The sequence below is a fragment of the Shinella sp. GW835-FHT14H05 genome, from assembly GCF_058793575.1.
In genome coordinates this window covers 28,091-53,635 of record NZ_JBXAFY010000019.1, presented here as the reverse complement: position 1 = coordinate 53,635, position 25,545 = coordinate 28,091, and the positions used below count along the sequence as shown (strand labels likewise).

Here is a 25,545-nt window from a genome sequence, read left to right as displayed (position 1 = left end):
TCACCGGAGGACGCAGCAAGCGTCGCTCATGCGTTCACATTCAGGCAGATCGCAACCTGCTCATACGGAAGCCTGTGAGATTACGCCCTTGGCGGGCGAGTGGGTGGTTCAGCGAAGGTTGATAGGAGGTCGTTATCGCTGGGGAGCGAGAACGTCAGGTTCCGCATGGTGACGAGAACCTTCCAGTCGGCATTGGAGCCGAAATTCACGACGAGACTGGTCGAGCATATCAAAGCCAGCGGGCATGGTTTGCCGCAATCGAACTTCTTGATCGGTTGCTCGTCTGGGCAGCACGGCATATCCGCGTCGCCATCCATCTCCATCTGCGCGCCAGCATCGGGATTCATCGCGGCCATCGCCATGCCGATAGTGGCCGGGGCGAACAGCAACCCCAGTACAGCAAACAGCAAAAGGACGCGCCGGAGCGCCGCGATGACAACCATATGCCGACTCTGTCACAGGGAACGTTCGCTGTGAAGTAGGCTATTACACGAACAGGCGCGACGGACTAACGCGGAAATTTTCCAGCCCCCCTTGACCTTCCCATTGTTGGAAGCCCCACATTCGGTCAGTCAAAGCAATTGGAGACCTCCCATGATTAAGTTCGATGTTCCCGATATGACGTGCGGCCACTGTGTGGGCTCAGTCGACAAGGCGATAAAGGCAGTCGATCCCGACGCCATCGCCAAAATCGATCTTGGCACCAGGACAGTGACGATAGAAACCAGTGTTGCGACGGAGGTGATCAGCGCATCGATCACTGACGCGGGTTACACGCCGTCACTCTCGAAGTGATCGATTGGACGAGCTGCGCCAACCCCGCAGCTCGTCTTCATTCTGGCGCGAGGGCGTTGCCACGACCGGCGGTAAGAAAAAATTTCGGCAAGGTGGCCAGTTGATTCCGCCCCATCGTCCGCGTCCAAAACGCCGGGCCCGGCCGAACATTGTCCGCAAGGCAAATCGGTGTCTGGCGGTGCTAGGATTCATCGCAGCGTGTATGATCGCTACGTTGGTCGGTATGCATGCACTCGCTACTTTGTAATTGCTGCCTCGGTGCTCCTTTACAGTAGCCCTGATTTACAAGCTGAGTTCTGCTCTGGTGGTCAGATGCTCGGTAAAGCAGACCGGCGAGTAGTTTCAGCCCTTCAATCCGCTCTCAATTTCTGCGCCGATAGGCACAAAAAGCCACATATGTCGCCTCGCTAAAATTTAATGAAAAATTTAGCTTAATACTGTGGAAAAATTACCGCTCCTTCCGATAGGGAAAATACAAGCTAAGGTTTCGCTACACACCCATGAAGGCGCTGTCTTGCCGTGCAGCGTTGAGGATGAACACGATGACCTCTGCTTCAGGAGCGGACTCCGCTCAATCCATTCCTACGCAATTCTCTCCGGGCGATACGATAGTGGGCATGCGCTCACGAGCAATCGGGCCGGACCTCCTGCGGGCGGCCGCAATACTTCTCGTAATGCTGGTGCACCTTCCTGTGGAGGCGACACCGTCGGTTCTCCTTGGTGTCCGAACCTATGGGTGGTTGGGTGTTGACGTCTTCTTCGTGTTGAGCGGATTCCTGATAGGAAGCCAGCTGTTCAAGGAGATATCGCGAACGGGCCGTTTGGACATCAAGTCGTTTTACATTCGTCGCGCATTCCGCATCTTCCCAGCTTTCTTTACTGTCCTGGGCCTATACGCACTTTTTCCCCCTCTGCGCGACGCCCCGACAATGCAACCGCTTTGGAGCTTCGCCACATTCATGGTGAACTTCAACTTTGATCCACGTATCGGGAGAGCCTTTTCCCAGGCATGGTCGCTTTGTGTGGAGGAGCATTTCTATCTCATTCTGCCGATCCTTGTTCTGTTGTTGTATCGTCGGATCAACACAAAACGCGCCTTGGTGGTTGCGGCCGCAGCGATTTTCGCAAGCATGATACTCCGGTACACACTTTGGGAAACACAGGTCGCTGTGCTCGTGGAAACCGGAAACTTCAGAGATGCTTTCTCTGTCTATCTAAGAGATGTGTATTATCCCACATATACACGTCTTGATGGCCTTCTGTTCGGCGTTACCCTTGCCGGTCTTCGACACTTTTATCCCGATGCCTACCGGCGCTACGCGCCACCGAAGGTGGCATTGCCTTTAGGCGTCGCTTTTGTCGCGATTGCCTTGATCCTGTTCTCACTACGCGGCCCTCTCGAAGGCGCGAACCTGTTCCTCGTATTCCAAGCGCAGCTGGGTGCAGTCGTCGGATTTCCGCTTGTCTCCCTGGGCATCGCCCTCATTCTAGGCGCTATGCTCGATCTGGACCACGTCATAACGAGATGGCCAGTTCCAGGCGCGGCTTCCATAGCAACGTTAGCGTACAGCCTCTATCTCTCGCACAAGTCAGTTTACCACGTAGACCGCCTCCTTTTTGGAGAGGAGAACCTGCAAGGAAGTTTGGGCTTCCTCATCTATCTTGCGACGAGCTTCGCTGTCGCAGCAGCGCTTTGGTATTGTGTGGAGAGAACGTTCCTTCTCATCCGGGATCGCGTCATGCGACCGGGCTCTACGGACAGGAGCCAACTTTCGAAGCCGCAGTTATCTTAACGGCACTGCGAGTGCCATCCCTCTCGTCAGCACGAAACCAACCTCGAGCTAGTGACGGAACGTTCAGTTCACCACGAGACGCCTAGTCGAGCCGACAAATGATCGCCGGACATTGCGAGAACAGTATGTCGATCACGTCCAAGGAAGTTGGTTGATCCAGAACCGGTCCAAACGGGTCGGGAGCGGCCCCATTTTCCCAAGGGACCGATTTCCCCAAAGAAACGCTTGACCTTACCATCTTTGGAAGCCTTACCTATCTATGCAGTTAGGAAAAGGATTCCTTCGATGACTGCGATTTCTAAGATCACCCCAGCCTCTCCGCTACCCATCGCCACCGATTTTGGCATCGAGGGAATGACATGCGCATCCTGCGTTCTGCGCGTTGAAAAGGCTATTGCTGCAGTGCCGGGCGTCGCATCGGCGAACGTGAACCTGGCCACGGAACGAGCGACGGTCCAGTTTACGGGCGCAGCAGACACCCAAGCGGTCGTATCAGCGATTGAACGGGCTGGTTATGAGCCCAAACTTGTCGTCCAGGAATTCGGTGTCGAAGGAATGACGTGCGCGTCCTGCGTGGCGCGCGTGGAGAGGGCCTTGAAAGCCGTACCCGGCGTAGTCGATGCCACCGTCAACCTGGCTACCGAGAGGGCGACTGTTCGCGCAGCAGGTGCTGCCGACATGGTCGCCTTGGAGGCTGCGGTTCAGAAGGCTGGGTATGAAATCCGCCGCTTGCATCAAGTTGCGGTTACCGACGACGCTGAAGATCGTCGTGGCGAAGAAATCAAAAAGCTGAAATCGCTTCTCATCTTCTCAGTGGCCCTGACCCTCCCATTGTTTCTGCTGGAGATGGGGTCCCACTTCATTCCCGGCGTTCACGAGTTGATCATGAACACCATTGGCATGCAGAACAATCTGTATCTGCAGTTTGCCTTGGCGAGTTTCGTGCTGTTTGGACCCGGACTGCGGTTTTTCCAAAAGGGCGTGCCGAACCTAATCCGTTGGACCCCGGACATGAACTCGCTGGTCGTTCTGGGGACAGCAGCGGCATGGCTCTACTCCGTTGTGGCCACCTTCTCTCCCAATCTGCTGCCAGCGGGTACGGCCAATGTCTATTACGAAGCTGCGGCGGTCATCGTTACCCTGATCCTGCTGGGTCGATTCCTGGAGGCCCGCGCCAAAGGTCAAACCAGCCAGGCAATTAAACGGTTGATCGGGCTGCAGGCAAAAACAGCCTTCGTTTCGCGTGACGGCGAATTCGTGGAGACCGAGATCACTGATGTTGTCGTCGGTGACGTCATCCGCATCCGGCCTGGTGAGAAAGTGCCCGTCGATGGTGTTGTCGTCGATGGGAGTTCCTATGTCGACGAGTCCATGATCACAGGCGAACCTGTACCGGTCGAGAAGACCACCGAAACTGGGGTGGTCGGAGGGACCATCAACAAGGCCGGCTCCTTCACTTTTAAAGCGACCAAGGTCGGCGGGGACACCCTTCTGGCGCAGATCATCAAAATGGTTGAAGCGGCACAAGGATCGAAGCTTCCGATTCAAGCTCTGGTCGACAAAGTGACCGGATGGTTCGTCCCCGCCGTCATTCTGGCGGCAGTTCTCACCTTTGCGGCATGGTATGTGCTCGGCCCCTCGCCTGCGTTGAGCTTTGCATTGGTGAACGCCGTCGCCGTGCTGATCATCGCCTGCCCGTGTGCCATGGGCCTCGCGACACCGACATCGATCATGGTCGGCACTGGGCGCGCTGCCGAGCTTGGAATTCTGTTCAGGAAGGGCGAAGCGCTTCAGAGCCTTCGTGAAGCCGATGTCGTCGCGCTCGATAAAACTGGTACGCTGACGAAGGGGCGACCGGAATTGACGGATCTGATCGTTCAAGATGGGTTCACCCGGCAGGAGGTTCTTGGGCTCATCGCCAGTCTCGAAGCCCTGTCTGAGCATCCGATTGCGGAAGCGATTGTGTCCGCGGCAAAGGAAGAAGGTATCGGCTCACAAACCGTATCTGCGTTCCAGGCTACCCCTGGGTTCGGAATTGAAGGCACGGTGAATGATCGCAAGGTCCTTGTTGGCGCGGATCGTGCTTTGCGGAAGGCGGGTGTCGATCTATCAGGCGTGAGCGACAAGGCTGCTACTTTGGGCGATGAAGGGAAATCTCCCCTGTACGCCGCCATCGACGGCAAGTTGGCTGCGGTCATTGCGGTGTCCGATCCCATCAAGGACACAACACCGGCTGCTATCAAGGCGCTGCATGCCTTGGGCTTGCAGGTCGCTATGATAACCGGCGACAACAAGCGCACCGCCAACGTCATCGCTCGCCAACTCGGCATCGACGAGGTGGTCGCCGAGGTCCTGCCCGAAGGAAAGGTAGATGCGGTCAAGCGCTTGCGCACCGGGAACCGCAAGATTGCCTTTATCGGCGACGGCATCAACGATGCTCCTGCTCTTACGGAGGCGGATGTTGGCCTGGCGGTCGGCACTGGCACCGACATCGCAATCGAGAGTGCGGACGTGGTGCTGATGTCTGGCGATCTGAACGGCGTGCCGAAAGCTATCGCTCTCAGCAAGGCAACGATCCGGAACATCAAGCAGAACCTGTTCTGGGCTTTCGCCTATAACGTCAGCTTGATCCCTGTCGCTGCGGGAGTGCTGTACCCGGTCAACGGCACGCTGATGTCGCCGATTTTCGCGGCTGCCGCTATGGCGATGTCCAGCGTCTTTGTCGTCGGCAACGCGCTGCGCCTTCGCTCGGTTAATCCGTAATTATAGGCTGTCCTATGGGCAGCCCTACTCAATAGGGAGACAAGAAATGAACATCGGAGAAGCGTCCAAGGCGAGCGGCGTCTCGTCCAAAATGATCCGCTACTACGAACAGATCAAACTCATCGCGCCTGCCCACCGCACGGAATCGAGCTATCGAACCTACAGCGAGAACGACATCCACACACTGAAGTTCATCCGCAGGTCCCGGGACCTGGGGTTCTCAGTTGAGCAGATGAAGACCCTCCTCACCCTCTGGCGCGATAAATCCCGCAGTAGCGCGGATGTCAAAGCCATCGCGCTTGAACATGTTGCCGAGCTTGAGAGGAAGGCTGCGGCTATCCAGGCGATGTCCAGAACACTCAAGCACCTGGCGCACAATTGCCATGGTGACGAGCGGCCCGACTGTCCGATCATCGACGAAATCGCCAAAGCCCCCGACAACGATCTTCCAGGAATCGACGCCAAGTTCGGTGTTCACGCGATTTGACGACCGGCATCCGAATGAAGGTTGTCGGCTCCTCAAAGGAGTCGCGCTACTTCGCGCGGAATTTCGAGTGGCACGACGTGCAGGTCTGCAACATCATATGGAATGCATGCTCCGCCGACATCGCGGATGCATCGATCTTTTTCCGGGAACCTAGAATGCCACCTTCCATAAGCTCCCCCTCGTTCATCCGCATATCGTCCGTCATGGCATTCGGGTGTTCGTCAGCAGCCTTGGCCAATACCTCTGCATAGGCCTTGAGATCGGCAGCCAGTTTTTCAAATCGATCATAATCGGTCGTAAGTGCCTCGGTTACTTTCGACCCTTCTGCGGCTCCGATCACGCCGAAATGATCGGTCAATCGCTGACCCGCCCGCTCGCTAACCGTGCTCGCCGCTTCTCCGAAGGTAGCCGACGAATACGTATCGGGTGCCTTGAACATCGCGGCAATGGTTTTCGCCGCCACCGCAATTTCCTTCATGTCCCGCTGGCGATTGACGACAACGCTGCCCACGTTGGCCGCGGCTTCAGCAAGCGTGACGCAGAGCACAAGCACAGCGACAGTCCCCAGACATCGCGACATGTGGCTCACTTTCGGGATGTGTTTTGCCATTTAAGCCTCTGCGCCAACGCTCAGGTATGTCGTGGATTGAATAAACCGGTGCGATAGCGGTTGCCATTCCGTTGAAAAAACGCTGGACTTGCTACCTCATCATCGCTGGGGAAACCTTGTCCAAGAGTTCACGTCCATTGCTAGCTGGCAGAGGCTTATGACCGAACTGCGTCATAGATGCAGGATCGCCCCAATTATAACCGAACAGTGGTAAATCACCTCGGAGTGCCCTGCGGCCAGACGGGGATGAAAGCGCAATATTCAAAAAACCTCTTGACCTTCCCACTGTTGGAAGGCGCAGGATGACCGTACGAGCGGCTGTGTTGACAGAGATCAATGTCAGCAGGGCTTGAACGAGTAACGTTCAATGTGGGCGAAGGCGAGTTGAGCAATGAGCTGGTGTGACAAGAGATCGGGCTTCTGGAGGGTTGTGGTAGCGCTAATCGCCGCCGCAATCTTCTCAAGCGCGCCTGTTTCGCACGCCGTCGCCCACACATGTTATAGCGCACAAAGTTCAGCCGTCGTGCATGAGCAGGATCACCACCGTGCGGCGAAGTCAAATGATGCGCTCAATGACAAGACTTGCTGCAGCTCCCCTTGCCCGGTCTGCCTTACGACGATTGCCGATTCAATCCCAGAGATAAGAGCGCCGTTTTCCGCTCGCCCACAAATACATTGGCTGGTGCGCCTTTCAGGGCATGTCCCCTCACCTGGGTTTGAACCCCCTCGATCTGTTGCCTGACGACCTCGTGCCCACGCGCGGCACAATCATCAACAACATGGTCGGCATGCCGACCGAGATCGAGAGAGACACCATGCATCGTCGACATTTTTTGAAAACGCTGGCCATCGGCGCAGCGGCAATTTCTCCACTGGGTGCCGCCGTCGCCCGAGCCAGCGCACCCGTGACCGACTTGATTATCGGAAAACGTGTGCTTGAAGTGAACGGTAAGCCTGCATCCGTGTTCGGGCTCACGAACCGCAACGGCGGAGCAGGACTCGTCCTGGACGCGGAAACACAGTTCAATGTCCGCCTCCTCAATGAAACAGCAGAGGAAACCTTGATCCACTGGCATGGGCTAACGCCTCCATGGAGTATGGATGGAGTTCCTGACAATCCTGCGGCGCTTTTGAACGCGAAAGAAACCAGACTGTACGATTTCCCCGTTGGCAACGGCGGCACCCACTGGATGCATGCCCACACCCTTCAGGAACAGAGCCTTTTGGCGGCACCTTTGATTGTACGTACCGCCGGAGATCGGGCAACTGACGAACAGGAAGTGGTGGTCCTCCTCCATGATTTTTCGTTCAGATCGCCCGAAGAGTTGCTGGCGGGCCTCCAGTCTGAAGGGTCTGCGCAGGGGATGTTGATGGACCATGGCGACATGTCGACCATCCTGACGAACAAGCATGCCGGTCACCAGATGCCGATGGATGGTGATGCAGCCACGGCGATGCCGACGATGGACATGCAGACCATGGACCTCAACGACATCGAATACGACGCCTATCTCGCCAACGACCGGACCCTTGATGATCCCGAGGTTGTTCAGGTGGAGAAGGGTGGCCGAGTCCGATTGCGCATCATCAATGGTGCCACAGCGACGGCCTTCACCATCGACACAGGCTCCGTCGACGGTGAGCTGATTGCAGTCGACGGAATAGATATCGTCCCAATCGTCGGACGTCGCTTCCCTGTTTCCATGGGCCAGCGCGTCGATATCAGAGTGAAACTGCCCGCCGGACCGGGCACTTTTCCCATTTTGGCCCTGCGCGAAGGAGCCAAGGAACGAACAGGCATCGTCCTTGCCACCGCCGACGCCCAAGTGGACAAAATCGATGCCCTGGGCACGGAAAAGGGTCCCGTCCTCGACCTCGCACTGGAGCAGCAGTTCCTGAGCCTGACGCCGCTGGCGGTCCGTCCTCCTGATCGTCAATACACTTTGATGCTCACTGGCGACATGGCGAAGTACACTTGGCGTATCGGAGAGACGGAGCCGCTGAGTGTCGCCAAGGGGCAGCGAGTACAGATATCGATGCACAACATGTCGATGATGGCTCACCCTATGCACCTGCATGGTCACCATTTCCAGGTCGTCGAGATCAACGGAAAGAAACTGACAGGCGCGGTGCGCGACACTGTGGTCCTTCCGCCCATGACCCAGGTTACCATCGCCTTCGATGCGATAAACCAGGGTCGCTGGCCGCTGCATTGCCACCACCTCTACCATATGGCGACGGGTATGATGTCGTTCATCACCTATGACGGCGCAATTTAACGGGAGGCTGACATGACGAGCGAACATCGTGGGCATGCCCACCATCGACACGAACATGGCCATGATCACTCATCGAACGTGGTTCCACTAAAGACTGCAACGTCCGTCGATGAAGTCGAGGGTGTCGTTTACACCTGCCCGATGCATCCCCAAGTTCGTCAGCCAGGGCCGGGAAACTGCCCAATCTGCGGCATGGCTCTGGAACCGGAAACACCGGAGGTCGCGACGGGCCCAAGCCCCGAACTGGCCGACATGACCCGCAGATTCTGGATCGGTTTAATCCTGTCTGTGCCGGTGCTTGTTTTGGAAATGGGCGGGCACCTGACGAACCTGCACATGGTGCTCGGGCCACAGACCTCGAACTGGGTCCAGCTGGTTTTGGCGACACCGGTGGTTCTTTGGGCCGGCTGGCCATTCTTTGAACGAGGCTGGCAGTCCATCATCACCCGCCACCTGAACATGTTTACGCTCATTGCGATGGGCACCGGCGTCGCCTGGATTTACAGCGTGGTCGCGACGATCATGCCGGGTATCTTCCCGGAAACATTTCGTTCCAGCGAGGGTGCAGTCGCCGTTTATTTCGAGGCGGCGGCGGTGATCACGGTTCTCGTGTTGCTTGGCCAGGTACTGGAGCTTCGGGCGCGGGAACAGACCGGGGGGGCTATACGTGCGCTTCTCGATCTGGCTCCAAAGACCGCAAGGCGCGTCAACGACGACGGTAGCGACGAGGATATTGGCCTCGACGCTGTATCGGTCGGAGACCGCCTGCGTGTTCGGCCGGGTGAAAAGATCCCGGTCGATGGTGCCCTGCTGGAAGGTCGCAGCTCCATCGACGAATCCATGATAACCGGCGAATCGATGCCGGTTACAAAGGAAGTTGGTTCAAAGCTGATCGGAGGCACGATGAACCAGACCGGTGGCTTCATCATGGAAGCCGGTAAGGTCGGCAAGGACACCATGCTTGCCCAGATCGTGAAAATGGTTGCAGAGGCTCAGCGTTCTCGGGCTCCTATCCAGCGTCTGGCAGACGAAGTTTCCGGGTGGTTCGTGCCGGTAGTCATCGCCGTGGCGATCATCTCCTTCTTTGTTTGGTTCTTTATTGGCCCTGAGCCGCGCTTCGCCCATGGGCTTGTTGCAGCTGTCGCAGTTTTGATTATCGCCTGCCCGTGCGCGCTCGGCCTCGCTACACCCATGTCGATTATGGTCGGCGTTGGCCGAGGTGCTGGGCTTGGTGTCCTCATCAAGAACGCGGAGGCACTTGAGCGGTTCGAAAAGGTCAATACGCTCGTAGTCGATAAAACCGGAACCCTAACCGAGGGTCGGCCAAAATTAACCGCTATCGTTCCGCGTGACGGTGTCTCCGAAACTGACCTGCTCCAGACGGCAGCGACGCTTGAAAGGTCGAGCGAACACCCGCTCGCCCTTGCTATTGTCAACGCGGCGACAGAACGCGGAATCGCCGTTGGGGATGCTCAGGACTTTGACAGCCCGGTGGGCAAGGGCGTGACGGGGGTCGTCAATGGCAAAAAGCTAATCCTCGGCAGCCACCGGATCATGGAAGAAAACAGTATCGACGTATCCTCGGTCACAGTTCACGCCGAAGAACTGCGAAACGAGGGCGCAACGGTCATCTTCATGGCTGCCGATGGGCATGTCGAGGGATTGTTTGCTATCGCCGACCCCGTGAAGGCGACAACCCCGGAAGCCGTCAAGGACCTTGTCGCGGAAGGGGTCAGGGTGGTGATGCTAACTGGCGACAACAAGACGACGGCGCTTGCGGTGGCACGTCGTCTGGGGATTTCGGAAGTAGAGGCAGAGGTGCTTCCCGAAGACAAAAGCAAGATTGTTTCCAGACTGAGAAGCGAGGGCAAAATCGTTGCCATGGCGGGCGACGGTGTCAACGATGCTCCTGCCCTGGCAGCTGCCGACGTTGGCATCGCCATGGGTACCGGTACCGACGTTGCTATCGAAAGTGCTGGTGTCACCCTGCTGAAAGGCGACCTACAGGGAATTGTACGTGCCCGTCAGCTCAGCCGAGCAACGATGGCAAATATTCGCCAAAACCTGTTCTTCGCCTTTATCTACAACGCGGCGGGTGTGCCAGTGGCAGCCGGTATTCTATACCCGTCTTTCGGGCTGCTCTTGTCTCCGATCATCGCAGCGGCAGCCATGGCGCTGTCGTCGGTGAGCGTAATTGGCAACTCGCTCAGGCTTAGAAGCGCGGCCCTATGATAGCCTAGACGTGAGTTCTGTAGCGGTACACAGGGAAGCTCAGATTTCTGCGAGCCTACCATGGACCCCAACGCACCGTAGTGAGTACCCGCAGCCAAGAGGAAATCACAATTCGTGCCAACCTCTACATGCTCACGAACGTCGTCATCGTTGCGCGCTGCACGTAAATGAAGTGGTGGGGCCGAAGAGGAGGGGGAGGGGCCCCAGAGGGGGGGTGGCGGGGCCCACGTCAGGTCACGCGGCCATCTGTTCACAGCTTTCCGCACATCTGCGGCATGCGTCGACGCAGCCCTGCATATCGCCGACCCGTTCGCAATCATCGGCACACTGGCGGCAAATCTCGGCGCATTCTCGGCAAATGTGCTTATGGTGCCCGCTACCGATGAGCATGAATTGAGCCGACGTCCGGCAAATCTCGGCGCAGGCCATCATCAGCTTGAAATGCGCAGGCTCAGTATGCTTGCCGCCCACTTCCAAACAGTGCCCCATCGCCATAGATAGACACTCGCTGTAACAGGCCAAGCAGCTTTCGATGCAGGCTTTCATCTCGGAGGATTGATGATGCATCACTTGACCTCCTTCTCGACCCAGGACGTCAGCTCTTCGACCTCCTTCGTTTGATCGTCGATGATTTTCTGAGCTGCCGCTTTGGCCTCAGCGTTATCGCCGTGTTTCAGTTCGACCTCAGCCATGCTGATTGCACCCATATGGTGCGCAATCATTCCGCACACGAACGAGACGTCAGGGTCTTTTTTCATCATTCCCTGCATCATGTTCATGTTCATCATCTTCATGCCGTCCATCGAGTCTTTCTGGTAGTCAGTCATTTCGGGCATGGACATTTCGTGGCCTTGCATCGTGGTGTCACCGGGTTTGGCCATGTCGGACTTACATTTCTCCGGATACGCCATCTGTGCTGCGGCCGGGAACGAGCCGACTACGGTGGCCAGTAGGATTGCGGCGACGGATGATTTCAGAAGGATTTTCATTTTGAACTCCTGTTTGTGAGAGGAAAACACGTCACAGCGACAGGGTTCGAGGGGGCGGGTCGATGGATTTGTCGAGCACGAGGGCGACATCTGTCTGAAGCCGCATTTCTGGGAGATATCGGATCGCAAGCGGTGCCCCAGGTGTCGAAACGTCCTGGATGACCGGGCAGCAATGAAGGTTGGTGCAGCAAGTGCCCGTGGGCAGCATCTCCCGGTGGGAATCGCTTGTGCTAACCTCAACCTCGCGACACCCCATTTGGTGTACCCCAGCGGGTGTAGCGGCCATGACGTGGAGCACCATCAGCAAAACACTGATCGCGCGCAGAACTTCCCGAAGTTGGGTTCGCACCTGCATTCAAAGCTCCCAAAACTCAAATGCAAACCCTGGTAGAGCTTAAAGGTTCCCGTTCTCCGCCTCTCGAAACTTTGTGACGACCTGGAGACCGGGCTCGTTATCCAGCAGTTCCGTATTTGCGCCGTGCAACTCGGCGATTGCCTTGACCAGGCTGAGACCCAATCCAGACCCGGTTGTCGTTCTGCTCTTTTCGAGGCGATAAAATCGGTCGAAAACGCGTTTCCGTTCTTCACGAGGAATCCCAGAGCCGTTATCTGAAACGCCCAAACTGATGGTGCGATGGCCACGCGAGAGTTCTAAAGCGATTTTCGACCCGTCTGGCGTATGCCTCATTGAGTTCGTCAGAAGGTTGGCCAACAACTGCCGGATGAGATCGGGATCACCATTTATAAGGCAAGCTCCACTTCCGATACTCAGGGACAGCTCGTATCCACCCTCGACAGCGATAGCCTCGTAGATTTCGTAAAGGTCAGTGACCAAGGGCTTCAGATCGAACACGGTGAAGTTTTCTGTTCGGATGCGCGCCTCGATCTGCGCGATCCGCAGGAGGGCGTCGAACGTGTCGGCAATGGATTTAAGTTCGACCAAGGCGGCTTCGATCCCGCCTCTCATATCCCCGACCCCATCGGATTCCATGGCATCCTCAAGGACAAGGAAGGTCCGCCCAATCGGTGTCTTCAGATCGTGAGCGACGTCCGTGGTTACCTGTTTCAGGGTAGAAACGCTCAATTCCAGCCGCGCCAACGCGACATTGACCTCAGACGAAAGGACGTCGATTTCATCCATCCGAGATGAAACTGGAAGCCGTTTGGAAAGCTCGCCATGTCCAATTTCGTGCGCGGTGCGGGAGAGAACGAAGATGCGCTTACGAGTGCGATAGGCCAGGATCGCCGCTCCAGTCATACCGACGGCAAGGATGATCGCGGTCGCCCACCCGAAACTTATCAAAACTATCCGGGCCAGTTCGTCGGTGTCGCGGTAGCTGATACCAACGGTCAGATCGTTTTCACCCAATGGGCCTCGGAACAACTTGTAGTGCGACGCGCTTGCGTGTTGGTCCTCCGGCCGGAGCAGCGAGAACCCTGCTGGCACATCTGCCAGCTCCGCGTTACCGGCGACCAGTTCGCCAGCGGGGCCTCGCAGTGTGTACATCGTCTCCTGGCCCCTGATGGCAGGGCCATGGCTCTCGATCATCCGAACTGCGCCGACGAGACCGCGCCCCTCGTAAGCTGAGGTAATTTCCCGATATCGTTCCATGACGTTGGCATTCAACCTGTCATCGAGGAATCGAATCACCATCTGGTAGGCCGCGATATTGGCTACGAGGTAGGCAATCACAAAAAGTGCAATATAGATAATTGCGAGCCGGACAGCCGTGCTCTTGAATACGCTACCCGCGAGCATGCAAGGTATAACCGGTGTTCTTGACGGTGTGCAAAAGTGGATTCTCGAATGGTTTGTCAATCTTCGCCCTCAGGCGGCTGATGTGGGTTTCCACAACGGAACTTTGCGGGTCGAAATTGAAGTTCCATATCTTTTCGAGGAACATCGTTTTTGTAAGGACCCTCCCCTCATTCCGCATCAACAATTCCAGTAGCGAGAACTCGCGCGGTAGGAGTTCGATGCGCTGCCCCGCGCGACAGGTGGTTCTGGTGACCAGGTCCATCTCCAAGTCGCCTACCCGCAACTTTGTCCTTTCTATTGCGATTGGGGGGCGTCGAACGAGGGCACCAATCCGAGCAGTTAGTTCTGAAAACGCAAAAGGCTTCACCAGATAATCATCACCGCCTGCTTCTAGACCCTCGACCCTATCGTCCACACCGCTAATCGCCGTGAGAAACAACACCGGCGTTCGTACCGACGCTGCTCGTAAGCCTTTGACGAGATTCAGGCCATCCAGACCAGGGATCATTCGATCTACAACGAGAACATCGTACCCTGGGTCCAAGCCCGCCGCGAGCGCGTCACGGCCATCCCGGAGCCAGTCTACTGCGTGCCCTGCAGTGCTCAAACCCTTTTGAATGTAGGTTCCTGTGATGTGATCATCTTCGATTATAAGTATTTTCATGCGGCAAAGAATTCTTCTTGAGTTTTGGCCCTGTAGTGAAACCGGTAGCTCACTTCAACGCTCTGAGATTTGGGCATTCTTGCGGCAGATGCTGTGATCCCAGGTTTACAAATTTGTATAGTGCGGGACAGGTGGGCGAAAAACGAGCGATCTAAATTCCAGATGCTGCACGTAGCAGTCTTAAACGAGGAATAGATCATGATGAAACGAATCGCCGTCACCGCTGTCGCCTTGCTGTCCGTCACCTCCGGTGCCTTCGCCAACACCATTCTCAGCGAAACCGCTTCGCCCATCGCGAAGATTACGCAGGGACACGGCAATCCGGGTGATGCAGCATCGTCCGTGTCCGACCCCGATGTCAGCTTTCGCGTTCTGGACAACGGCAGGGTCGAACGTACCAACAGCCGGTACGGCTCAGTATCGATCATCGATCCGCAGGCAGACTACCTGAAAAAACAGCGCAGCAACTGACGGCACTGCCAGCACACGCTCGTCGGCTCACGAGCTGCCGAGCGTGCTTCCCTATTTTAGCGCGTGGTGGATATGCCACACAAACGTCGCGAATCCATGATTGAGAGAAGCGTCGATTGACAATGTTCAAGGGTCTAGCGATTTACTTAAGTATGAGCGGAATTTTTCGATTCGCATCTGCAGCGGTAGCGCTGGCCTTTCGACTGGTGATCCTCGTGTCACTGGCTGGATATAGCTTGTCTACGGTCAACGCTGCAATGCATCCGGAAGTGCCGGTCGAAGCGCCCCAGGTCGAGGCGGACCATTTAATGTCCCATGGCAGCGATCACGCTGCCATGGCCGACGTTGATCACCATGGCGATCAACACGACCATGCCGACTCCAAAAGCTCGAAGAAAAGCTGCTGTCAGGACTATTGTGGCGTCGCGGCCATTGACTGCGGCAGCACGACGCTAGCCCATCCGCGTCTCGAACCGGTCCACGGCTTTATCGATGACACGCGCTATGTTGGCTTGGCACCACGTCTGCATCTGCCTCCTAATATCTGAGAAATAGCGGCCCTTTGAGGGTGTTGCTGTGTCTTGCGCGATTACGCGCTCTGACGCGCCTGTCATCTATTTTCTCGGATTTTCACCATGAACCGTTTGTTACTGGTGGCTGCTCTTCCGTTCGTTGTGAGCGGATGCGCATCCACGCTGCCCGAAGTCGTTGCCTCGTCTAATCATCCCGACACGGTAGTCGATGTTGCCCCCATCGCCTACCAGAACGCCGTGGGTGCTTATTCCCACCGCATGCCGGTCGATCCCAAGCCGTGGCGTGGTCTCAACGATGCTCAAGCACCCGGCGGAGGTGCATGATGGGATCGCTGAAGATCAAACTGATCTCGACCCTGGTGCTTCCGATTTTCGCAACGGGTTGCGTCAGCACGGGGTACTCAGCAAAAGATGCGGGTTTCGCCAACGCCTCTGCGAGGGGTTCCGAGGCGACCGGTAAGCAGACTGTCTGGGTGCAGAACCGCCAACAAGCTGAGCAGACACGCGAACGCGTAAAGGCGCTGATGGCCAAAAAGACCATAGACGTCGAGACCGCCGTACAGGTCGCACTTTTGAACAACAAGGGCTTGCAGGCATCTTACGCCGATCTCGGCGACAGTGCGGCTGACGCTTGGCAGACACAACTGTCTGTCCTCCCGTCGTTCTCGGTGGGACTTTCCGGTATCGGCACCCCTGGTCTCGAAGCGTACCGGGTATTGGAAGGTGCCATTGCCGCAAACATTCTTGCTTTGGTCACCTATGATAAGAACATCAAACTGGCGGAGACCCGGTTCCGGCAGGCACAGTTGAACGCAGCATTGGAAACCATCTCGCTGGCTTCAGAAACCCGCCGCGCATGGATCAATGCAGTAGCTGCATGGGAGAATGTTGCTTATCTCAACCAGGCCAAGGTTGCCGCCGACGCCGCCTCTGAGTTGGCGAAGAAGATAGGCGAAGCCGGATCGATGGCGAAGGCCGATCAGGCGCGTGAGCACGTTTTCTATGCCGAGCTGACGGGCGAAACTGCGAAGGCGCGTCTGGAAGCGAAACTCGCCAAGGAAGAATTGATCCGGCTGATGGGGCTGTCGGGTTCGGACATCAACTTCCAGATTCCGAACCGCCTGCCTTCGCTGCCGAAGGGCTTGATCAAGCGGGACGACATCGAAGCCGAAGCGATCCACAAACGTATGGACCTGCAGGTCGCACGCCTGGAGCTTGATGCGACTGCCCAGTCCTACAAGCTGGAGGATGTCACCCGGTTTGTCACCGACATCGAGCTGGTCGGCACACTGGAGCAGGAACGAGAGCGTGAGGATGGGAAAACCCATCGCAGCATCTCGAAGACCGCGTCATTGGAGTTCACGATACCGATCTTCGATTCCGGTCAGGCCCGTATGCGGAAAGGCGAACTCGCCTATATGCGAGCGGCCAATCAGCTTGCGGAAAAAGCGGTTAACGTTCGCTCCGAGGCTCGGTCCGCTTACGTGGCATACCGGTCGAACTATGACATCGCCCGTCACTACCGAAACAGTGTTCTGCCGCTTCGTAGTGCAATCGAGGAACAGTCCCTCCTTACCTACAACGGCATGATCACCAGCACGTTCGAACTGATCGCGGACACCCGCGAAAAGATCGACTCCACCATCCTTGCCGTCAACGCCAAGCGCGACTTCTGGCTCGCGGAAGCGAACCTTGCACCCGTCATCTATGGCGGCAGCACTGGTTCCGCATCGGCGGAGACCGAAGTCGCGTCGGCTGAGGAAGCCGAAAGCGGCGGGCACTGAGAAAGGAAACGAAGATGTTCAATAGAAGACAGTTTCTTGGAGCCGGTGCTGCTAGCGCGGCAATCGTCTCATCCACTGCCTGGGGACAGACCTCAAACATGGGGCTTCCAGAAGCAGCCGTGATGGACTCCGCCACCACGCAGACGCCTGTGCGCCCGACGACAGGTCCGGACTACACCCCCGTCGTAACGCTGAACGGCTGGACATTGCCCTACCGCATGAACAATGGCGTCAAAGAGTTCCACCTTGTCGCGGAGCCTGTCGAGCGCGAGATGGCGGAAGGCATGACAGCCTATCTCTGGGGGTACAACGGCCAGTCCCCGGGACCGACAATTGAGGCGGTCGAGGGGGACCGTGTTCGCATTTTTGTGACCAACAAGCTGCCGGAGCACACAACCATCCACTGGCACGGGATGATCCTCCCGTCAGGCATGGACGGTGTCGGTGGTCTGTCACAGCCCCACATCCCCGTCGGCAAGACGTTCGTCTACGAGTTCGATCTCGTGAAGTCCGGCACCTTCATGTACCACCCGCACTCGGACGAAATGGTCCAGATGGCGATGGGCATGATGGGGTTCTTTGTTATTCACCCAAAGGACCCGAAGTTCATGCCCGTCGACCGGGACTTCGTATTTCTGCTCAGTGGCTACGACATCGATCCCGGGACTTACGTCCCGCGTGTCATGGAAATGACGGACTTCAACCTGTGGACCTGGAATAGCCGTGTCTTCCCTGGCATCGATCCGTTGGTCGTCTCCAAGGACGATAGGGTGCGTGTGCGCGTCGGCAACCTGACGATGACCAACCACCCGATCCACATGCACGGATATGATTTCGAGGTGACGTGCACCGACGGTGGATGGGTTCGGCCGGAGGCGCGGTGGCCGGAAGTCAGCATCGACATCCCGGTCGGTGCGATGCGGGCGTACGAGTTTGATGCCAAGTATGTCGGCGACTGGGCAATCCATTGCCATAAGTCGCACCACACCATGAATGCGATGGGACACGAAATCCCGACGTTCATCGGTGTCGACAAGAAGGAGGTTGCGAAGAAGATCAGGCAATTCCGTCCCGAGTACATGCCCATGGGAACCGCCGGTATGGCGGATATGGGCGAAATGTCGATGGAGATACCGGAAAACACCGTTCCCATGATGACTGGATGGGGTCCCCACGGCCCTATCGAAATGGGGGGCATGTTCTCCGTGGTGAAGGTCCGCGAGGGCATCTCAGCGGGCGATTATAGCGACCCGGGCTGGTATGAAAACCCACCCGGTACGCAGGCTTGGGAATGGACGGGAGCGCTTCCGGACATTCCTAAGGCCAAGGATGCAAAGACAAAGCTCACTCCGAAGCACTCGGATCACGGCTGATTAAATACTCTCAACCAAAGGACAGAGTTATGAAAACTGTACTCATTGGCCTCCTGCTGGCCACTCTCGCGACGCCGGTCCTTGCCTCGGGCTCCCATGAAGGTGGCCACGGAGAAATGACTGTCGGGGAACCTGGCGACAAGTCCAAGGCAACGCAGACAGTCCGCGTCACCATGAAGGAGACGGACGACGGCAAGATGATTTTCACCCCGAACAACTTCAAGGTTCGCAAGGGCCAGACCATCGTGTTTGCGATCAAGAACGCCGGTGAACTCGATCACGAGTTCGTTCTGGACCAGGAAGACAAGGTCATGGAGCACAAGGCCGTCATGGAAAAGTTCCCGGAGATGGAACATGACGACCCGAATGCGATCCGCCTCGCCCCGGGCAAGACCGGGGAGATCGTCTGGAAGTTCACCAATGATGGCGTCTTCAAGGTCGCTTGCCTCGTGCCCGGCCATTACGATGCGGGCATGCACGGCGACGTCACGGTCGCCAAGAAGTAATCAGAAAGGAAGCTGATATGAAAACCATCGCGAAGATTACCCTCGCCGCCGCAATCGCGCTCGCCTCCACCGCTGGCGCATTCGCCCAAGAGTTTACGAACGGTACAGTGAAGAAGGTGGACGAGAAGGCCAAGAAGGTCACGCTCATTCACGAGGAACTGAAAAGCCTCGAAATGCCCGCTATGACCATGGTTTTCCAAGTCGCCGACGAAGCATTTCTGGAAAAGCTCAAGGTCGGCGCCAAGGTCCAGTTCGTTGCCGAGCGGGTCAATGGCAAGCTGACCGTCACCCAGGTTAAGTAAGGCTGCGAAGCCGCGCCTCGCACGAGGCGCGGCTGTTCGCTCAGAGGAAAAATACTTCTTTTCGACTCCCGTGCTGCCGCTTTGAACTCTACTATGAGACAGGCTGGAAGCAGAGGGTCTTCCAGAGGTCTCCTTTCCAGTCGTCCGCCACAGCAGGCGTCCCCAGCTTGTAGAGAATGCTCCCCACCTTGACAGCTCTCGGCGCCGTGCACCGCACCCGAACCAGATGGTGCCCATCGTCGGCAAAGATCGTCTGGCCATCAGGGTCATGCTCGGTCAGCTCCACCTCGACGTCGTAATCAAACTGCAAGTCGGCGGACGCTTCGGACATGAGAATGGCCAAGCTGATAATCCTGTTGTCCGGGAACTCGGCAACATGAAAAGGCTGTCGCTCTTGAGCTTCGCTCGCGGTTCCAAGCGTCGCCAGAGTGATCGCTGTCAGTATCGCGCCGAGCTGTCTCATGAGACACTCCAATGGGATTGGATCCCCTGCTTTATAGCACGAACGGTACTGCGCTAACAGTGACTCGACTGCAGATGTGACACAAGGAAATGGACAGAGGGGTCTGATCGGGGATGCCTATCGCAATCCTTCCGGGCCAAATACACCTGCGCACCGTCGGCTTGGTCGACAGCCGCGGTCATATGTACTGCCATTGCTGCATCTGTAATGGAAGCTTGCGAGAAAATCGCACCGCTGACGGAGAAGATCCACTCGATCGCCGCCGGTATCGAGATGATGCGCCGCTTCATGGATATCCCAGGGATCGGAATTCAGTCCCAAGGTAAGATTGGGGTCAGAACAAGAGCTGCTCGAAATCGTACGCTAAGCTTGAACGGAGCGGGAACGCTTGATTGACCGCATTTCAAAAAGGGCATCTATGACCGGACATTCTGGAACCTGATCGCCGGTGCATTGCGCCGCCATATTCGACATGGCCCGCTCCAGACGCCGCAGATCGGCGATTTTCTGACGGATATCTTTCAAATGTTCGATGGTGAGCGCATGGACCTCCCGGCAGGTGTAGGTATGCCCATCGACCAGGCGAAGCAGGCCGCGCAGCTCGTCCAGGCTGAAGCCGAGTTCACGGCCGCGCCGCACGAAATGCAGCCGCCTTGCGTGTTCAGTTGTGTAGATACGATAACCCGCTGCGCTGCGGGCGGGCTTCGGCATGACGCCGATTTTCTCGTAATAGCGGATCGTCTCTATGTTGACGCCGCTGCGCTCGGACAGCACGCCGATCGAAAATTCATCATTCTGTGTCATCACATAGCTCGCACAAATCCGTGAAAATTTCTCGCTTGACCCTGTAGTCGCTACAGGCACTAGGGTCACGATAGATCAATTGCGGGAGCATGTGAACGATGATGCAGGATGAAACACGGACGCTGGCAAATACAGTCACAGAGCCAGCCGAAAAGGGTTTTGATCGGGCAGCATTGCTGTCGGTCGGCGGCATCGTTGCGGCACTGGGCGCAGCAACCTGTTGCGTGCTGCCCTTTGCCTTGTTCTTCGCTGGCATCAGCGGCGCGTGGATCGGCAATTTGACCGCGTTCGAACCCTACCAGCCTGTGTTTATCACGATCGCGCTCGCCTGCCTCGGCTACGGTTTCTATCTCGTCTATCGCAGGCCGAAGGCGGCTGAATGCGCCAAGGGTTCCTACTGCGCGCGTCCATCATCCCATCGGAACGCCAAGATCGGCCTTTGGGTCGCAACTGTCTTGATCATTATCGCCGTGGGCTTTCCCTACGCCGCCCGCCTTGTCCTCGATGCTTAATCCCAAGGAGAATCTCATGAAAATCCTGCCCCTCATTGCCCTTACTGCGTCCCTGCTGACGGGTGGTCACGCTTTTGCCGCCGAGCAGACCGTAACCTTGAATGTTGCCAATGCCACCTGCGAACTCTGCGGCCCGATTGTGAAGCGGGCGCTCAGCAACGTTCCAGGCGTGCTCGATGTTGATGTATCGGAGGCGACCGGCGCGGCGATCGCGAAGGTGCGCTTTGACGACAGCCAGACGAATGTCGCCGCGCTGATCACCGCAACCACCAATGCTGGCTATCCGTCCGGCGTTTCGCAGTAAGGAGGTTCAGCATGACAGATGGAAAGTTCATCGGCCTTGGCGAAGTCGGGTTTCTCGCCGTCATCTGTTGCGCCGCGCCATTTCTTTTGGTCGCCGCTGGCTCTTTTGGCTTTTCCGCATGGTTCGCAGCGGCCGGCTATGTGCTGATCCCGATCGCTCTCGCCGCGATTGGGGCGTCCGCACTTTATCTTTACCGGCGTCGGCGTTCCGCCTCATCAGCGGATGCCAATTGCTGCTCGATGAATAACAAGACAACAAAGGTGAATTGAATGTGTGAAGCTTGCGACGTTCCAACTTCCAACAAAGGCAACGGCCGTTATGATCTTGTGGTCGTCGGAGCTGGCTCGGCCGGTTTCTCCGCCGCGATCACGGCCGCCGAACTAGGCGCCCAAGTGGCTCTTGTCGGGCATGGCACGATCGGCGGTACATGCGTCAACATCGGCTGCGTGCCCTCGAAAGCCCTGATCCGGGCCACGGAGGCTGTACGTCACGCCAACGATGCGGCTGCCCGGTTTGATGGGATCGAAAGCGGCGCACGCGTGGTTGATTGGACCGCTCAGATCGCCCAGAAAGACGCTTTGGTTGCCGGTCTGCGACAGGCGAAATACGCTGATCTGCTGCCGGAGTACAACAATGTGGTCTACCACGAAGGTCCGGCCCGCCTCGTTGACGGCGGTGTCCAGGTCGCGGGCCAGCACATCGGCTCCGAGCGAATTATCATCACCACCGGTGCGCGTCCGGCGTTGCCGGGGATTCCGGGGATCGCTGACGTATCGCCGCTCGACAGCACGACAGCGCTCGCCCTGACCGAGCTGCCACGCTCGATGATAGTGCTTGGCGGCGGCTACATCGGCGTGGAGCTTGCCCAGACTTTCGCACGGGCCGGTGTCGAAGTGACACTCGTGTTCCGCAGCCGGCTTCTGCCGGAGGCTGAACCCGAAATCGGCGCTGCGCTTGCCACCTATCTGGCCGATGAGGGGATTAAAATCGTCAGCGGCATTACCTACGAGTCCGCCCGCAAGACCGATGATGGTGGTGTTGCCCTCGCCATCGCGCGGGACGGACGTCCGGAAATCTTGACTGCCGAGCGGATTCTTGTGGCGACGGGACGCCGCTCGAACACTGAAGCCCTTGGGCTTGCTGAAACCGGTATAGACCTGACACCGGCCGGGGCCATCATCGTTGATGATCGCATGCGCACCTCGAAGGCGGGCGTCTATGCCGCCGGCGATGTAACCGGAAAAGATCAGTTCGTCTACATGGCCGCCTATGGCGCAAAGCTCGCCGCCAAGAACGCATTGAACGGCAACAGCCTGAGTTACGACAACACCGCAATGCCCGCCGTGGTCTTTACCGATCCGCAGGTGGCGAGCGTCGGCATGACCGAAGCGCAGGCGCGGGCTGCCGGACATTCGGTTCGCACCTCCGTCCTTTCCCTCGACAATGTGCCGCGGGCGCTGGCGGCGCGCGACACGCGCGGCCTGATCAAGCTGGTCGCCGACGGGTCAACCCGGAAACTCCTTGGCGCTCACATCCTTGCACCAGAGGGTGCTGACAGCATTCAGACGGCAGCCTTGGCCATCCGCTGCGGCCTGACGATCGATGATCTCTCGGAGACGATCTTTCCATATCTGACGACTGTCGAAGGTTTGAAGCTTGCGGCTCAGACCTTCGACAGGGATGTGAAAAAACTGTCCTGCTGCGCGGGGTGAGGCGAAAGGGAAACGGGTGCCTACTCAAGTCACGGCTTAAACGGAGCGGTCGCCCTCGATCCTGACACGCATGATGGTCTGGCGGCTGGTGTCAAATTTTCTGGCGAGTGCGGAAACGCTCATCCCGCCCGCCAAATCCGAGAGAACATCCAATTTCTGCTTCTCATTGAGCCGAGCGGGACGGCCGAGGGTCTTGCCTTCCGACTTGGCTCGTTTGAGGCCCGACTGCGTGCGTTCGATCAGCAGATCACGCTCGAACTGAGCGACGGCATTGATGACGCTCATCGTCATCTTCCCGGCGGAACTCGCCAGATCGACGCCGCCGAGGGCCAGACAATGGACCCGCACGCCCAGCTCCTCCAGTTTCCTGACCGTCGTACTGACATCGATCGCATCTCGGCCGAGCCGATCGAGCTTGGTGACGATGAGCACGTCCCCGGCTTCGAGTTTATCCATCAGTCGCGAGAAACCCCGGCGCTGCGCAATGGCGACGCTGCCCGAGATGGTCTCGGTGACTATACGGCGTGGCTCGACGTGGAAGCCGGCCGCTTCGATTTCCTGAATCTGGTTTTCGGTGGTCTGTCCGGTCGTGGAGACACGGACATAGGCAAAGGTGCGTGGCATAAGGTTCAATTTCGTCCGAATAGGTTGTCCGAAAGGTGATGCCTGTCCACAAATAAGTCAAGATAATTTGTGGACAGGGTGATTTAGGCCTGTACGCAAACGACCGTTTCCGGACATGCCCGGAACCATCGACGCAAGTTTGTATGGAGTAAAAAATGGCGCGGCGGAAGTTTCTCAAAATTCAGGATCAACAGGAGCTGTTCGGCGTACCGACCGATGAGGATAGTCTGATCCGTCACTACACTCTATCTCCATCGGACCGGCTGGAGATCGAAGTCCGCAGGCGAAAACATAACCAGCTCGGCTTTGCTGTCCAGCTTTGCATGATGCGGCATCCGGGCCGGGCTCTCATGGTGCACGAAATTCCGCCGAGGGCGATGCTCAATTATATAGCCGAACAATTGGATGCTGATCCGGAGAGTTTCCGTTCCTATGCCAGGCGGGAGGAAACTCGCCGCGAGCATATCGCGCATTTGCTTTCCTATTTTGGAAAACGAACAGCAACAGCACAGGACCGGCGCGCCGCCTTACTATCCGCCGTCGAAACGGCGACCGCAACGGACACCCATGTTCGAACGGGCGATTCACCGCAAAACATTCCGGCCATGCTCGCCGGCACGCTCGCGGACGCCACCAATCTTGGCCCGAAACGTATGGCCGGAGCCTCCAAGGGGATCAGCGCCCATCAGATCGGATGGATGCGCATGTTCCATGCCCGCACGGAAACCTATCGCGCAGCGCAGGCATGTGTGACCGACGCCCATGCGCGTCATCCCCACGCCCAGCTCTGGGGAACAGGGACGACCGCATCATCTGATGGTCAGTTCTTCCGGGCCAGTGATCGTGCCGCCAAACGCGGTGATATCAACCTGCATTATGGCAGCGAGCCAGGCTCGAAATTTTACAGCCACCTTTCCGATCAGTACGGCTATTTCAGCATTCTGCCGATCAGCCCGACCGAGAGCGAGGCAGCCTATGTTCTCGACGGCCTGTTCGACCACGACACCATCCTGGAGATCGAGGAGCACTTTACCGATACCGGAGGTGCGAGCGATCATGTATTTGCCCTCTTCACTCTGATCGGAAAGCGTTTTGCGCCTCGGCTGCGCAATCTCAAGGACCGGAAGTTCCATACTTTCGAAAAGGCCGACTCATATCCAGCACTGGCCAACCATATCGGCGCGCCGATCAATACCGCCCTCATTCTGGAACACTGGGATGACCTTCTCCATCTGGCGGCATCAATCACGACACGCTCTGTTGCGCCCTCAATGATCCTCAAAAAGCTGGCGGCATCCTCGAAACCGAGCCAGTTGGCGAAAGCCCTGCGTGAGCTCGGGCGCATCGAGCGATCCCTGTTTATGATCGAATGGTATTCCAACCCGGCACTTCGCCGGCGATGTCAAGCCGGTCTTAACAAAGGAGAATCCGCCCACAAGCTCAAGCGGGCCGTTTTCTTCCATGAGCGCGGCGAAATCCGCGACCGATCGTTCGAAAGTCAGGCATTCCGTGCCTCGGGCCTCAACCTTGTCGTCAGCGCCATCGTCCACTGGAATACCGTTTATCTCAGCCGTGCCGTAGCCCATCTGCGTCAAAGTGGTCGAACTATCCCCGACATATTGCTCAAGCATGTCTCGCCACTCAGCTGGGAGCACATAAATCTCACCGGCATCTATTCCTGGGACACCGAGCAGCAGATGCCCGAAGGCTTCAGGCCATTGCGACTTCCTGGAAGAATCCTCCGCGCTGCATGACGTTCCCGCTCCGTTCGGTCTTAGCGTACGAT

The 25,545-nt window shown here is 57.3% G+C and carries 26 protein-coding genes and 2 pseudogenes; 19 read left to right on the top strand and 9 right to left on the bottom strand.

Going from position 1 to position 25,545, the window contains the following annotated elements:
- Positions 1–80 precede the first annotated feature (80 nt).
- Entirely contained in the window at positions 81–443 is a 363-nt protein-coding gene (locus tag AC1Q6Z_RS31190) for a hypothetical protein (protein ID WP_226923704.1), read from the bottom strand.
- Between the two features lie 151 nt (positions 444–594).
- Between AC1Q6Z_RS31190 and AC1Q6Z_RS31185 the strand changes: the two genes are divergently transcribed.
- The 4 genes from AC1Q6Z_RS31185 to cueR all read left to right on the top strand — a co-directional run bounded on the left by AC1Q6Z_RS31185 (position 595) and on the right by cueR (position 5,838).
- Entirely contained in the window at positions 595–795 is a 201-nt protein-coding gene (locus AC1Q6Z_RS31185) for a heavy-metal-associated domain-containing protein (RefSeq protein WP_226923706.1), read from the top strand.
- Between the two features lie 533 nt (positions 796–1,328).
- Positions 1,329–2,588 (top strand): acyltransferase family protein, encoded by a 1,260-nt coding sequence (locus AC1Q6Z_RS31180; RefSeq protein WP_226923708.1) that lies wholly within the window; start codon positions 1,329–1,331, stop codon positions 2,586–2,588.
- 285 nt (positions 2,589–2,873) lie between these two features.
- Positions 2,874–5,351, top strand: coding sequence for a heavy metal translocating P-type ATPase (locus AC1Q6Z_RS31175; RefSeq protein WP_226923710.1), 2,478 nt, complete (start codon positions 2,874–2,876; stop codon positions 5,349–5,351).
- A 46-nt stretch (positions 5,352–5,397) separates the two neighbouring features.
- Positions 5,398–5,838: a Cu(I)-responsive transcriptional regulator gene (gene cueR, locus AC1Q6Z_RS31170; protein WP_226923712.1), complete on the top strand. Its 441-nt coding sequence runs from the start codon at positions 5,398–5,400 to the stop codon at positions 5,836–5,838.
- Between the two features lie 46 nt (positions 5,839–5,884).
- Here the strand turns inward: cueR and AC1Q6Z_RS31165 are convergent, their stop codons facing one another.
- Complete coding sequence (locus AC1Q6Z_RS31165) at positions 5,885–6,448, bottom strand: cytochrome c (RefSeq protein ID WP_226923714.1); 564 nt, start codon at positions 6,446–6,448, stop codon at positions 5,885–5,887.
- A gap of 815 nt (positions 6,449–7,263) precedes the next feature.
- On the opposite strand from AC1Q6Z_RS31165, the gene AC1Q6Z_RS31160 reads away from it, so the two are divergent.
- Together AC1Q6Z_RS31160 and AC1Q6Z_RS31155 are read left to right on the top strand one after the other, a co-directional pair.
- A complete protein-coding gene (locus AC1Q6Z_RS31160) occupies positions 7,264–8,727 on the top strand; it encodes a multicopper oxidase family protein (protein WP_226923748.1) in 1,464 nt (487 codons plus the stop codon).
- Between the two features lie 12 nt (positions 8,728–8,739).
- Positions 8,740–10,959 carry a copper-transporting P-type ATPase gene (locus AC1Q6Z_RS31155; protein ID WP_226923716.1) on the top strand — a complete coding sequence of 740 codons (2,220 nt, stop codon included), beginning with the start codon at positions 8,740–8,742 and terminating at the stop codon, positions 10,957–10,959.
- Between the two features lie 234 nt (positions 10,960–11,193).
- On the opposite strand, the gene AC1Q6Z_RS31150 is transcribed toward AC1Q6Z_RS31155, so the two are convergent.
- From AC1Q6Z_RS31150 to AC1Q6Z_RS31135, 4 genes are all read right to left on the bottom strand, one after another.
- Positions 11,194–11,526, bottom strand: a complete 333-nt coding sequence (locus AC1Q6Z_RS31150) for a four-helix bundle copper-binding protein (protein ID WP_226923718.1) — start codon at positions 11,524–11,526, stop codon at positions 11,194–11,196.
- Entirely contained in the window at positions 11,526–11,948 is a 423-nt protein-coding gene (locus AC1Q6Z_RS31145; protein WP_306041589.1) for a DUF305 domain-containing protein, read from the bottom strand. The genes AC1Q6Z_RS31150 and AC1Q6Z_RS31145 overlap by 1 nt, the downstream gene beginning before the upstream one ends.
- 394 nt (positions 11,949–12,342) lie before the next feature.
- A complete protein-coding gene (locus AC1Q6Z_RS31140) occupies positions 12,343–13,707 on the bottom strand; it encodes a sensor histidine kinase (RefSeq protein WP_226923721.1) in 1,365 nt (454 codons plus the stop codon).
- Positions 13,694–14,371 carry a winged helix-turn-helix domain-containing protein gene (locus AC1Q6Z_RS31135; RefSeq protein WP_226923723.1) on the bottom strand — a complete coding sequence of 226 codons (678 nt, stop codon included), beginning with the start codon at positions 14,369–14,371 and terminating at the stop codon, positions 13,694–13,696. Before AC1Q6Z_RS31135 ends, AC1Q6Z_RS31140 begins: the two co-directional genes overlap by 14 nt.
- Positions 14,372–14,569: 198 nt before the next feature.
- Here AC1Q6Z_RS31135 and AC1Q6Z_RS31130 point away from each other — a divergent pair, with 198 nt between their 5' ends.
- From AC1Q6Z_RS31130 to AC1Q6Z_RS31100, 7 genes are all read left to right on the top strand, one after another.
- The gene (locus AC1Q6Z_RS31130) at positions 14,570–14,842 is read left to right on the top strand and encodes a hypothetical protein (protein WP_226923725.1); all 273 of its coding nucleotides are present in this window, start codon (positions 14,570–14,572) and stop codon (positions 14,840–14,842) included.
- Between the two features lie 116 nt (positions 14,843–14,958).
- Positions 14,959–15,390, top strand: a complete 432-nt coding sequence (locus tag AC1Q6Z_RS31125) for a hypothetical protein (protein WP_492650223.1) — start codon at positions 14,959–14,961, stop codon at positions 15,388–15,390.
- Between the two features lie 87 nt (positions 15,391–15,477).
- The gene (locus AC1Q6Z_RS31120; RefSeq protein WP_226923729.1) at positions 15,478–15,699 is read left to right on the top strand and encodes a hypothetical protein; all 222 of its coding nucleotides are present in this window, start codon (positions 15,478–15,480) and stop codon (positions 15,697–15,699) included.
- Positions 15,699–17,159 (top strand): TolC family protein, encoded by a 1,461-nt coding sequence (locus AC1Q6Z_RS31115; RefSeq protein WP_226923750.1) that lies wholly within the window; start codon positions 15,699–15,701, stop codon positions 17,157–17,159. Before AC1Q6Z_RS31120 ends, AC1Q6Z_RS31115 begins: the two co-directional genes overlap by 1 nt.
- A 14-nt stretch (positions 17,160–17,173) precedes the next feature.
- Entirely contained in the window at positions 17,174–18,532 is a 1,359-nt protein-coding gene (locus tag AC1Q6Z_RS31110; RefSeq protein WP_306041598.1) for a multicopper oxidase family protein, read from the top strand.
- 29 nt (positions 18,533–18,561) lie between these two features.
- Positions 18,562–19,038: a cupredoxin domain-containing protein gene (locus AC1Q6Z_RS31105; protein ID WP_226923731.1), complete on the top strand. Its 477-nt coding sequence runs from the start codon at positions 18,562–18,564 to the stop codon at positions 19,036–19,038.
- A 17-nt stretch (positions 19,039–19,055) separates the two neighbouring features.
- A complete protein-coding gene (locus AC1Q6Z_RS31100) occupies positions 19,056–19,340 on the top strand; it encodes a copper-binding protein (protein ID WP_226923732.1) in 285 nt (94 codons plus the stop codon).
- A gap of 91 nt (positions 19,341–19,431) precedes the next feature.
- On the opposite strand, the gene AC1Q6Z_RS31095 is transcribed toward AC1Q6Z_RS31100, so the two are convergent.
- Complete coding sequence (locus tag AC1Q6Z_RS31095; RefSeq protein WP_226923734.1) at positions 19,432–19,803, bottom strand: hypothetical protein; 372 nt, start codon at positions 19,801–19,803, stop codon at positions 19,432–19,434.
- 363 nt (positions 19,804–20,166) lie between these two features.
- Positions 20,167–20,607, bottom strand: a complete 441-nt coding sequence (locus AC1Q6Z_RS31090) for a MerR family transcriptional regulator (protein ID WP_023517540.1) — start codon at positions 20,605–20,607, stop codon at positions 20,167–20,169.
- A gap of 98 nt (positions 20,608–20,705) precedes the next feature.
- On the opposite strand from AC1Q6Z_RS31090, the gene AC1Q6Z_RS31085 reads away from it, so the two are divergent.
- Genes AC1Q6Z_RS31085 through merA form a run of 4 tightly spaced genes read left to right on the top strand, consistent with a single transcriptional unit; the run spans position 20,706 to position 23,135 of the window.
- Entirely contained in the window at positions 20,706–21,119 is a 414-nt protein-coding gene (locus AC1Q6Z_RS31085; protein WP_277921147.1) for a mercuric transporter MerT family protein, read from the top strand.
- A gap of 16 nt (positions 21,120–21,135) precedes the next feature.
- Positions 21,136–21,423, top strand: coding sequence for a cation transporter (locus AC1Q6Z_RS31080; RefSeq protein ID WP_010661778.1), 288 nt, complete (start codon positions 21,136–21,138; stop codon positions 21,421–21,423).
- A gap of 11 nt (positions 21,424–21,434) precedes the next feature.
- On the top strand, positions 21,435–21,692 hold the full coding sequence (gene merT / locus AC1Q6Z_RS31075; protein ID WP_023517539.1) for a mercuric ion transporter MerT: 258 nt from the start codon (positions 21,435–21,437) through the stop codon (positions 21,690–21,692).
- On the top strand, positions 21,693–23,135 hold the full coding sequence (merA, locus tag AC1Q6Z_RS31070) for a mercury(II) reductase (RefSeq protein ID WP_492650222.1): 1,443 nt from the start codon (positions 21,693–21,695) through the stop codon (positions 23,133–23,135).
- 36 nt (positions 23,136–23,171) lie between these two features.
- Here the strand turns inward: merA and AC1Q6Z_RS31065 are convergent, their stop codons facing one another.
- The gene (locus AC1Q6Z_RS31065) at positions 23,172–23,759 is read right to left on the bottom strand and encodes a recombinase family protein (RefSeq protein WP_003501080.1); all 588 of its coding nucleotides are present in this window, start codon (positions 23,757–23,759) and stop codon (positions 23,172–23,174) included.
- A 155-nt stretch (positions 23,760–23,914) separates the two neighbouring features.
- Between AC1Q6Z_RS31065 and AC1Q6Z_RS31060 the strand changes: the two are divergent.
- Positions 23,915–24,313, top strand: a pseudogene (locus tag AC1Q6Z_RS31060) (DUF4158 domain-containing protein); the annotation flags it as partial.
- A 9-nt stretch (positions 24,314–24,322) separates the two neighbouring features.
- Positions 24,323–25,513, top strand: a pseudogene (locus AC1Q6Z_RS31055) (Tn3 family transposase); the annotation flags it as partial.
- Between the last annotated feature and the right edge of the window lie 32 nt (positions 25,514–25,545).

Excerpts from the sequence above, each read along its gene's own strand:
- AC1Q6Z_RS31190 (WP_226923704.1), bottom strand. The coding sequence starts at position 443 with ATGGTTGTCATCGCGGCGCTCCGGCGCGTCCTTTTGCTGTTTGCTGTA.
- AC1Q6Z_RS31185 (WP_226923706.1), top strand. The coding sequence starts at position 595 with ATGATTAAGTTCGATGTTCCCGATATGACGTGCGGCCACTGTGTGGGC.
- AC1Q6Z_RS31180 (WP_226923708.1), top strand. The coding sequence starts at position 1,329 with ATGAACACGATGACCTCTGCTTCAGGAGCGGACTCCGCTCAATCCATT.
- AC1Q6Z_RS31175 (WP_226923710.1), top strand. The coding sequence starts at position 2,874 with ATGACTGCGATTTCTAAGATCACCCCAGCCTCTCCGCTACCCATCGCC.
- cueR (WP_226923712.1), top strand. The coding sequence starts at position 5,398 with ATGAACATCGGAGAAGCGTCCAAGGCGAGCGGCGTCTCGTCCAAAATG.
- AC1Q6Z_RS31165 (WP_226923714.1), bottom strand. The coding sequence starts at position 6,448 with ATGGCAAAACACATCCCGAAAGTGAGCCACATGTCGCGATGTCTGGGG.
- AC1Q6Z_RS31160 (WP_226923748.1), top strand. The coding sequence starts at position 7,264 with ATGCATCGTCGACATTTTTTGAAAACGCTGGCCATCGGCGCAGCGGCA.
- AC1Q6Z_RS31155 (WP_226923716.1), top strand. The coding sequence starts at position 8,740 with ATGACGAGCGAACATCGTGGGCATGCCCACCATCGACACGAACATGGC.
- AC1Q6Z_RS31150 (WP_226923718.1), bottom strand. The coding sequence starts at position 11,526 with ATGCATCATCAATCCTCCGAGATGAAAGCCTGCATCGAAAGCTGCTTG.
- AC1Q6Z_RS31145 (WP_306041589.1), bottom strand. The coding sequence starts at position 11,948 with ATGAAAATCCTTCTGAAATCATCCGTCGCCGCAATCCTACTGGCCACC.
- AC1Q6Z_RS31140 (WP_226923721.1), bottom strand. The coding sequence starts at position 13,707 with ATGCTCGCGGGTAGCGTATTCAAGAGCACGGCTGTCCGGCTCGCAATT.
- AC1Q6Z_RS31135 (WP_226923723.1), bottom strand. The coding sequence starts at position 14,371 with ATGAAAATACTTATAATCGAAGATGATCACATCACAGGAACCTACATT.
- AC1Q6Z_RS31130 (WP_226923725.1), top strand. The coding sequence starts at position 14,570 with ATGATGAAACGAATCGCCGTCACCGCTGTCGCCTTGCTGTCCGTCACC.
- AC1Q6Z_RS31120 (WP_226923729.1), top strand. The coding sequence starts at position 15,478 with ATGAACCGTTTGTTACTGGTGGCTGCTCTTCCGTTCGTTGTGAGCGGA.
- AC1Q6Z_RS31115 (WP_226923750.1), top strand. The coding sequence starts at position 15,699 with ATGGGATCGCTGAAGATCAAACTGATCTCGACCCTGGTGCTTCCGATT.
- AC1Q6Z_RS31110 (WP_306041598.1), top strand. The coding sequence starts at position 17,174 with ATGTTCAATAGAAGACAGTTTCTTGGAGCCGGTGCTGCTAGCGCGGCA.
- AC1Q6Z_RS31105 (WP_226923731.1), top strand. The coding sequence starts at position 18,562 with ATGAAAACTGTACTCATTGGCCTCCTGCTGGCCACTCTCGCGACGCCG.
- AC1Q6Z_RS31100 (WP_226923732.1), top strand. The coding sequence starts at position 19,056 with ATGAAAACCATCGCGAAGATTACCCTCGCCGCCGCAATCGCGCTCGCC.
- AC1Q6Z_RS31095 (WP_226923734.1), bottom strand. The coding sequence starts at position 19,803 with ATGAGACAGCTCGGCGCGATACTGACAGCGATCACTCTGGCGACGCTT.
- AC1Q6Z_RS31090 (WP_023517540.1), bottom strand. The coding sequence starts at position 20,607 with ATGACACAGAATGATGAATTTTCGATCGGCGTGCTGTCCGAGCGCAGC.
- AC1Q6Z_RS31085 (WP_277921147.1), top strand. The coding sequence starts at position 20,706 with ATGATGCAGGATGAAACACGGACGCTGGCAAATACAGTCACAGAGCCA.
- AC1Q6Z_RS31080 (WP_010661778.1), top strand. The coding sequence starts at position 21,136 with ATGAAAATCCTGCCCCTCATTGCCCTTACTGCGTCCCTGCTGACGGGT.
- merT (WP_023517539.1), top strand. The coding sequence starts at position 21,435 with ATGACAGATGGAAAGTTCATCGGCCTTGGCGAAGTCGGGTTTCTCGCC.
- merA (WP_492650222.1), top strand. The coding sequence starts at position 21,693 with ATGTGTGAAGCTTGCGACGTTCCAACTTCCAACAAAGGCAACGGCCGT.
- AC1Q6Z_RS31065 (WP_003501080.1), bottom strand. The coding sequence starts at position 23,759 with ATGCCACGCACCTTTGCCTATGTCCGTGTCTCCACGACCGGACAGACC.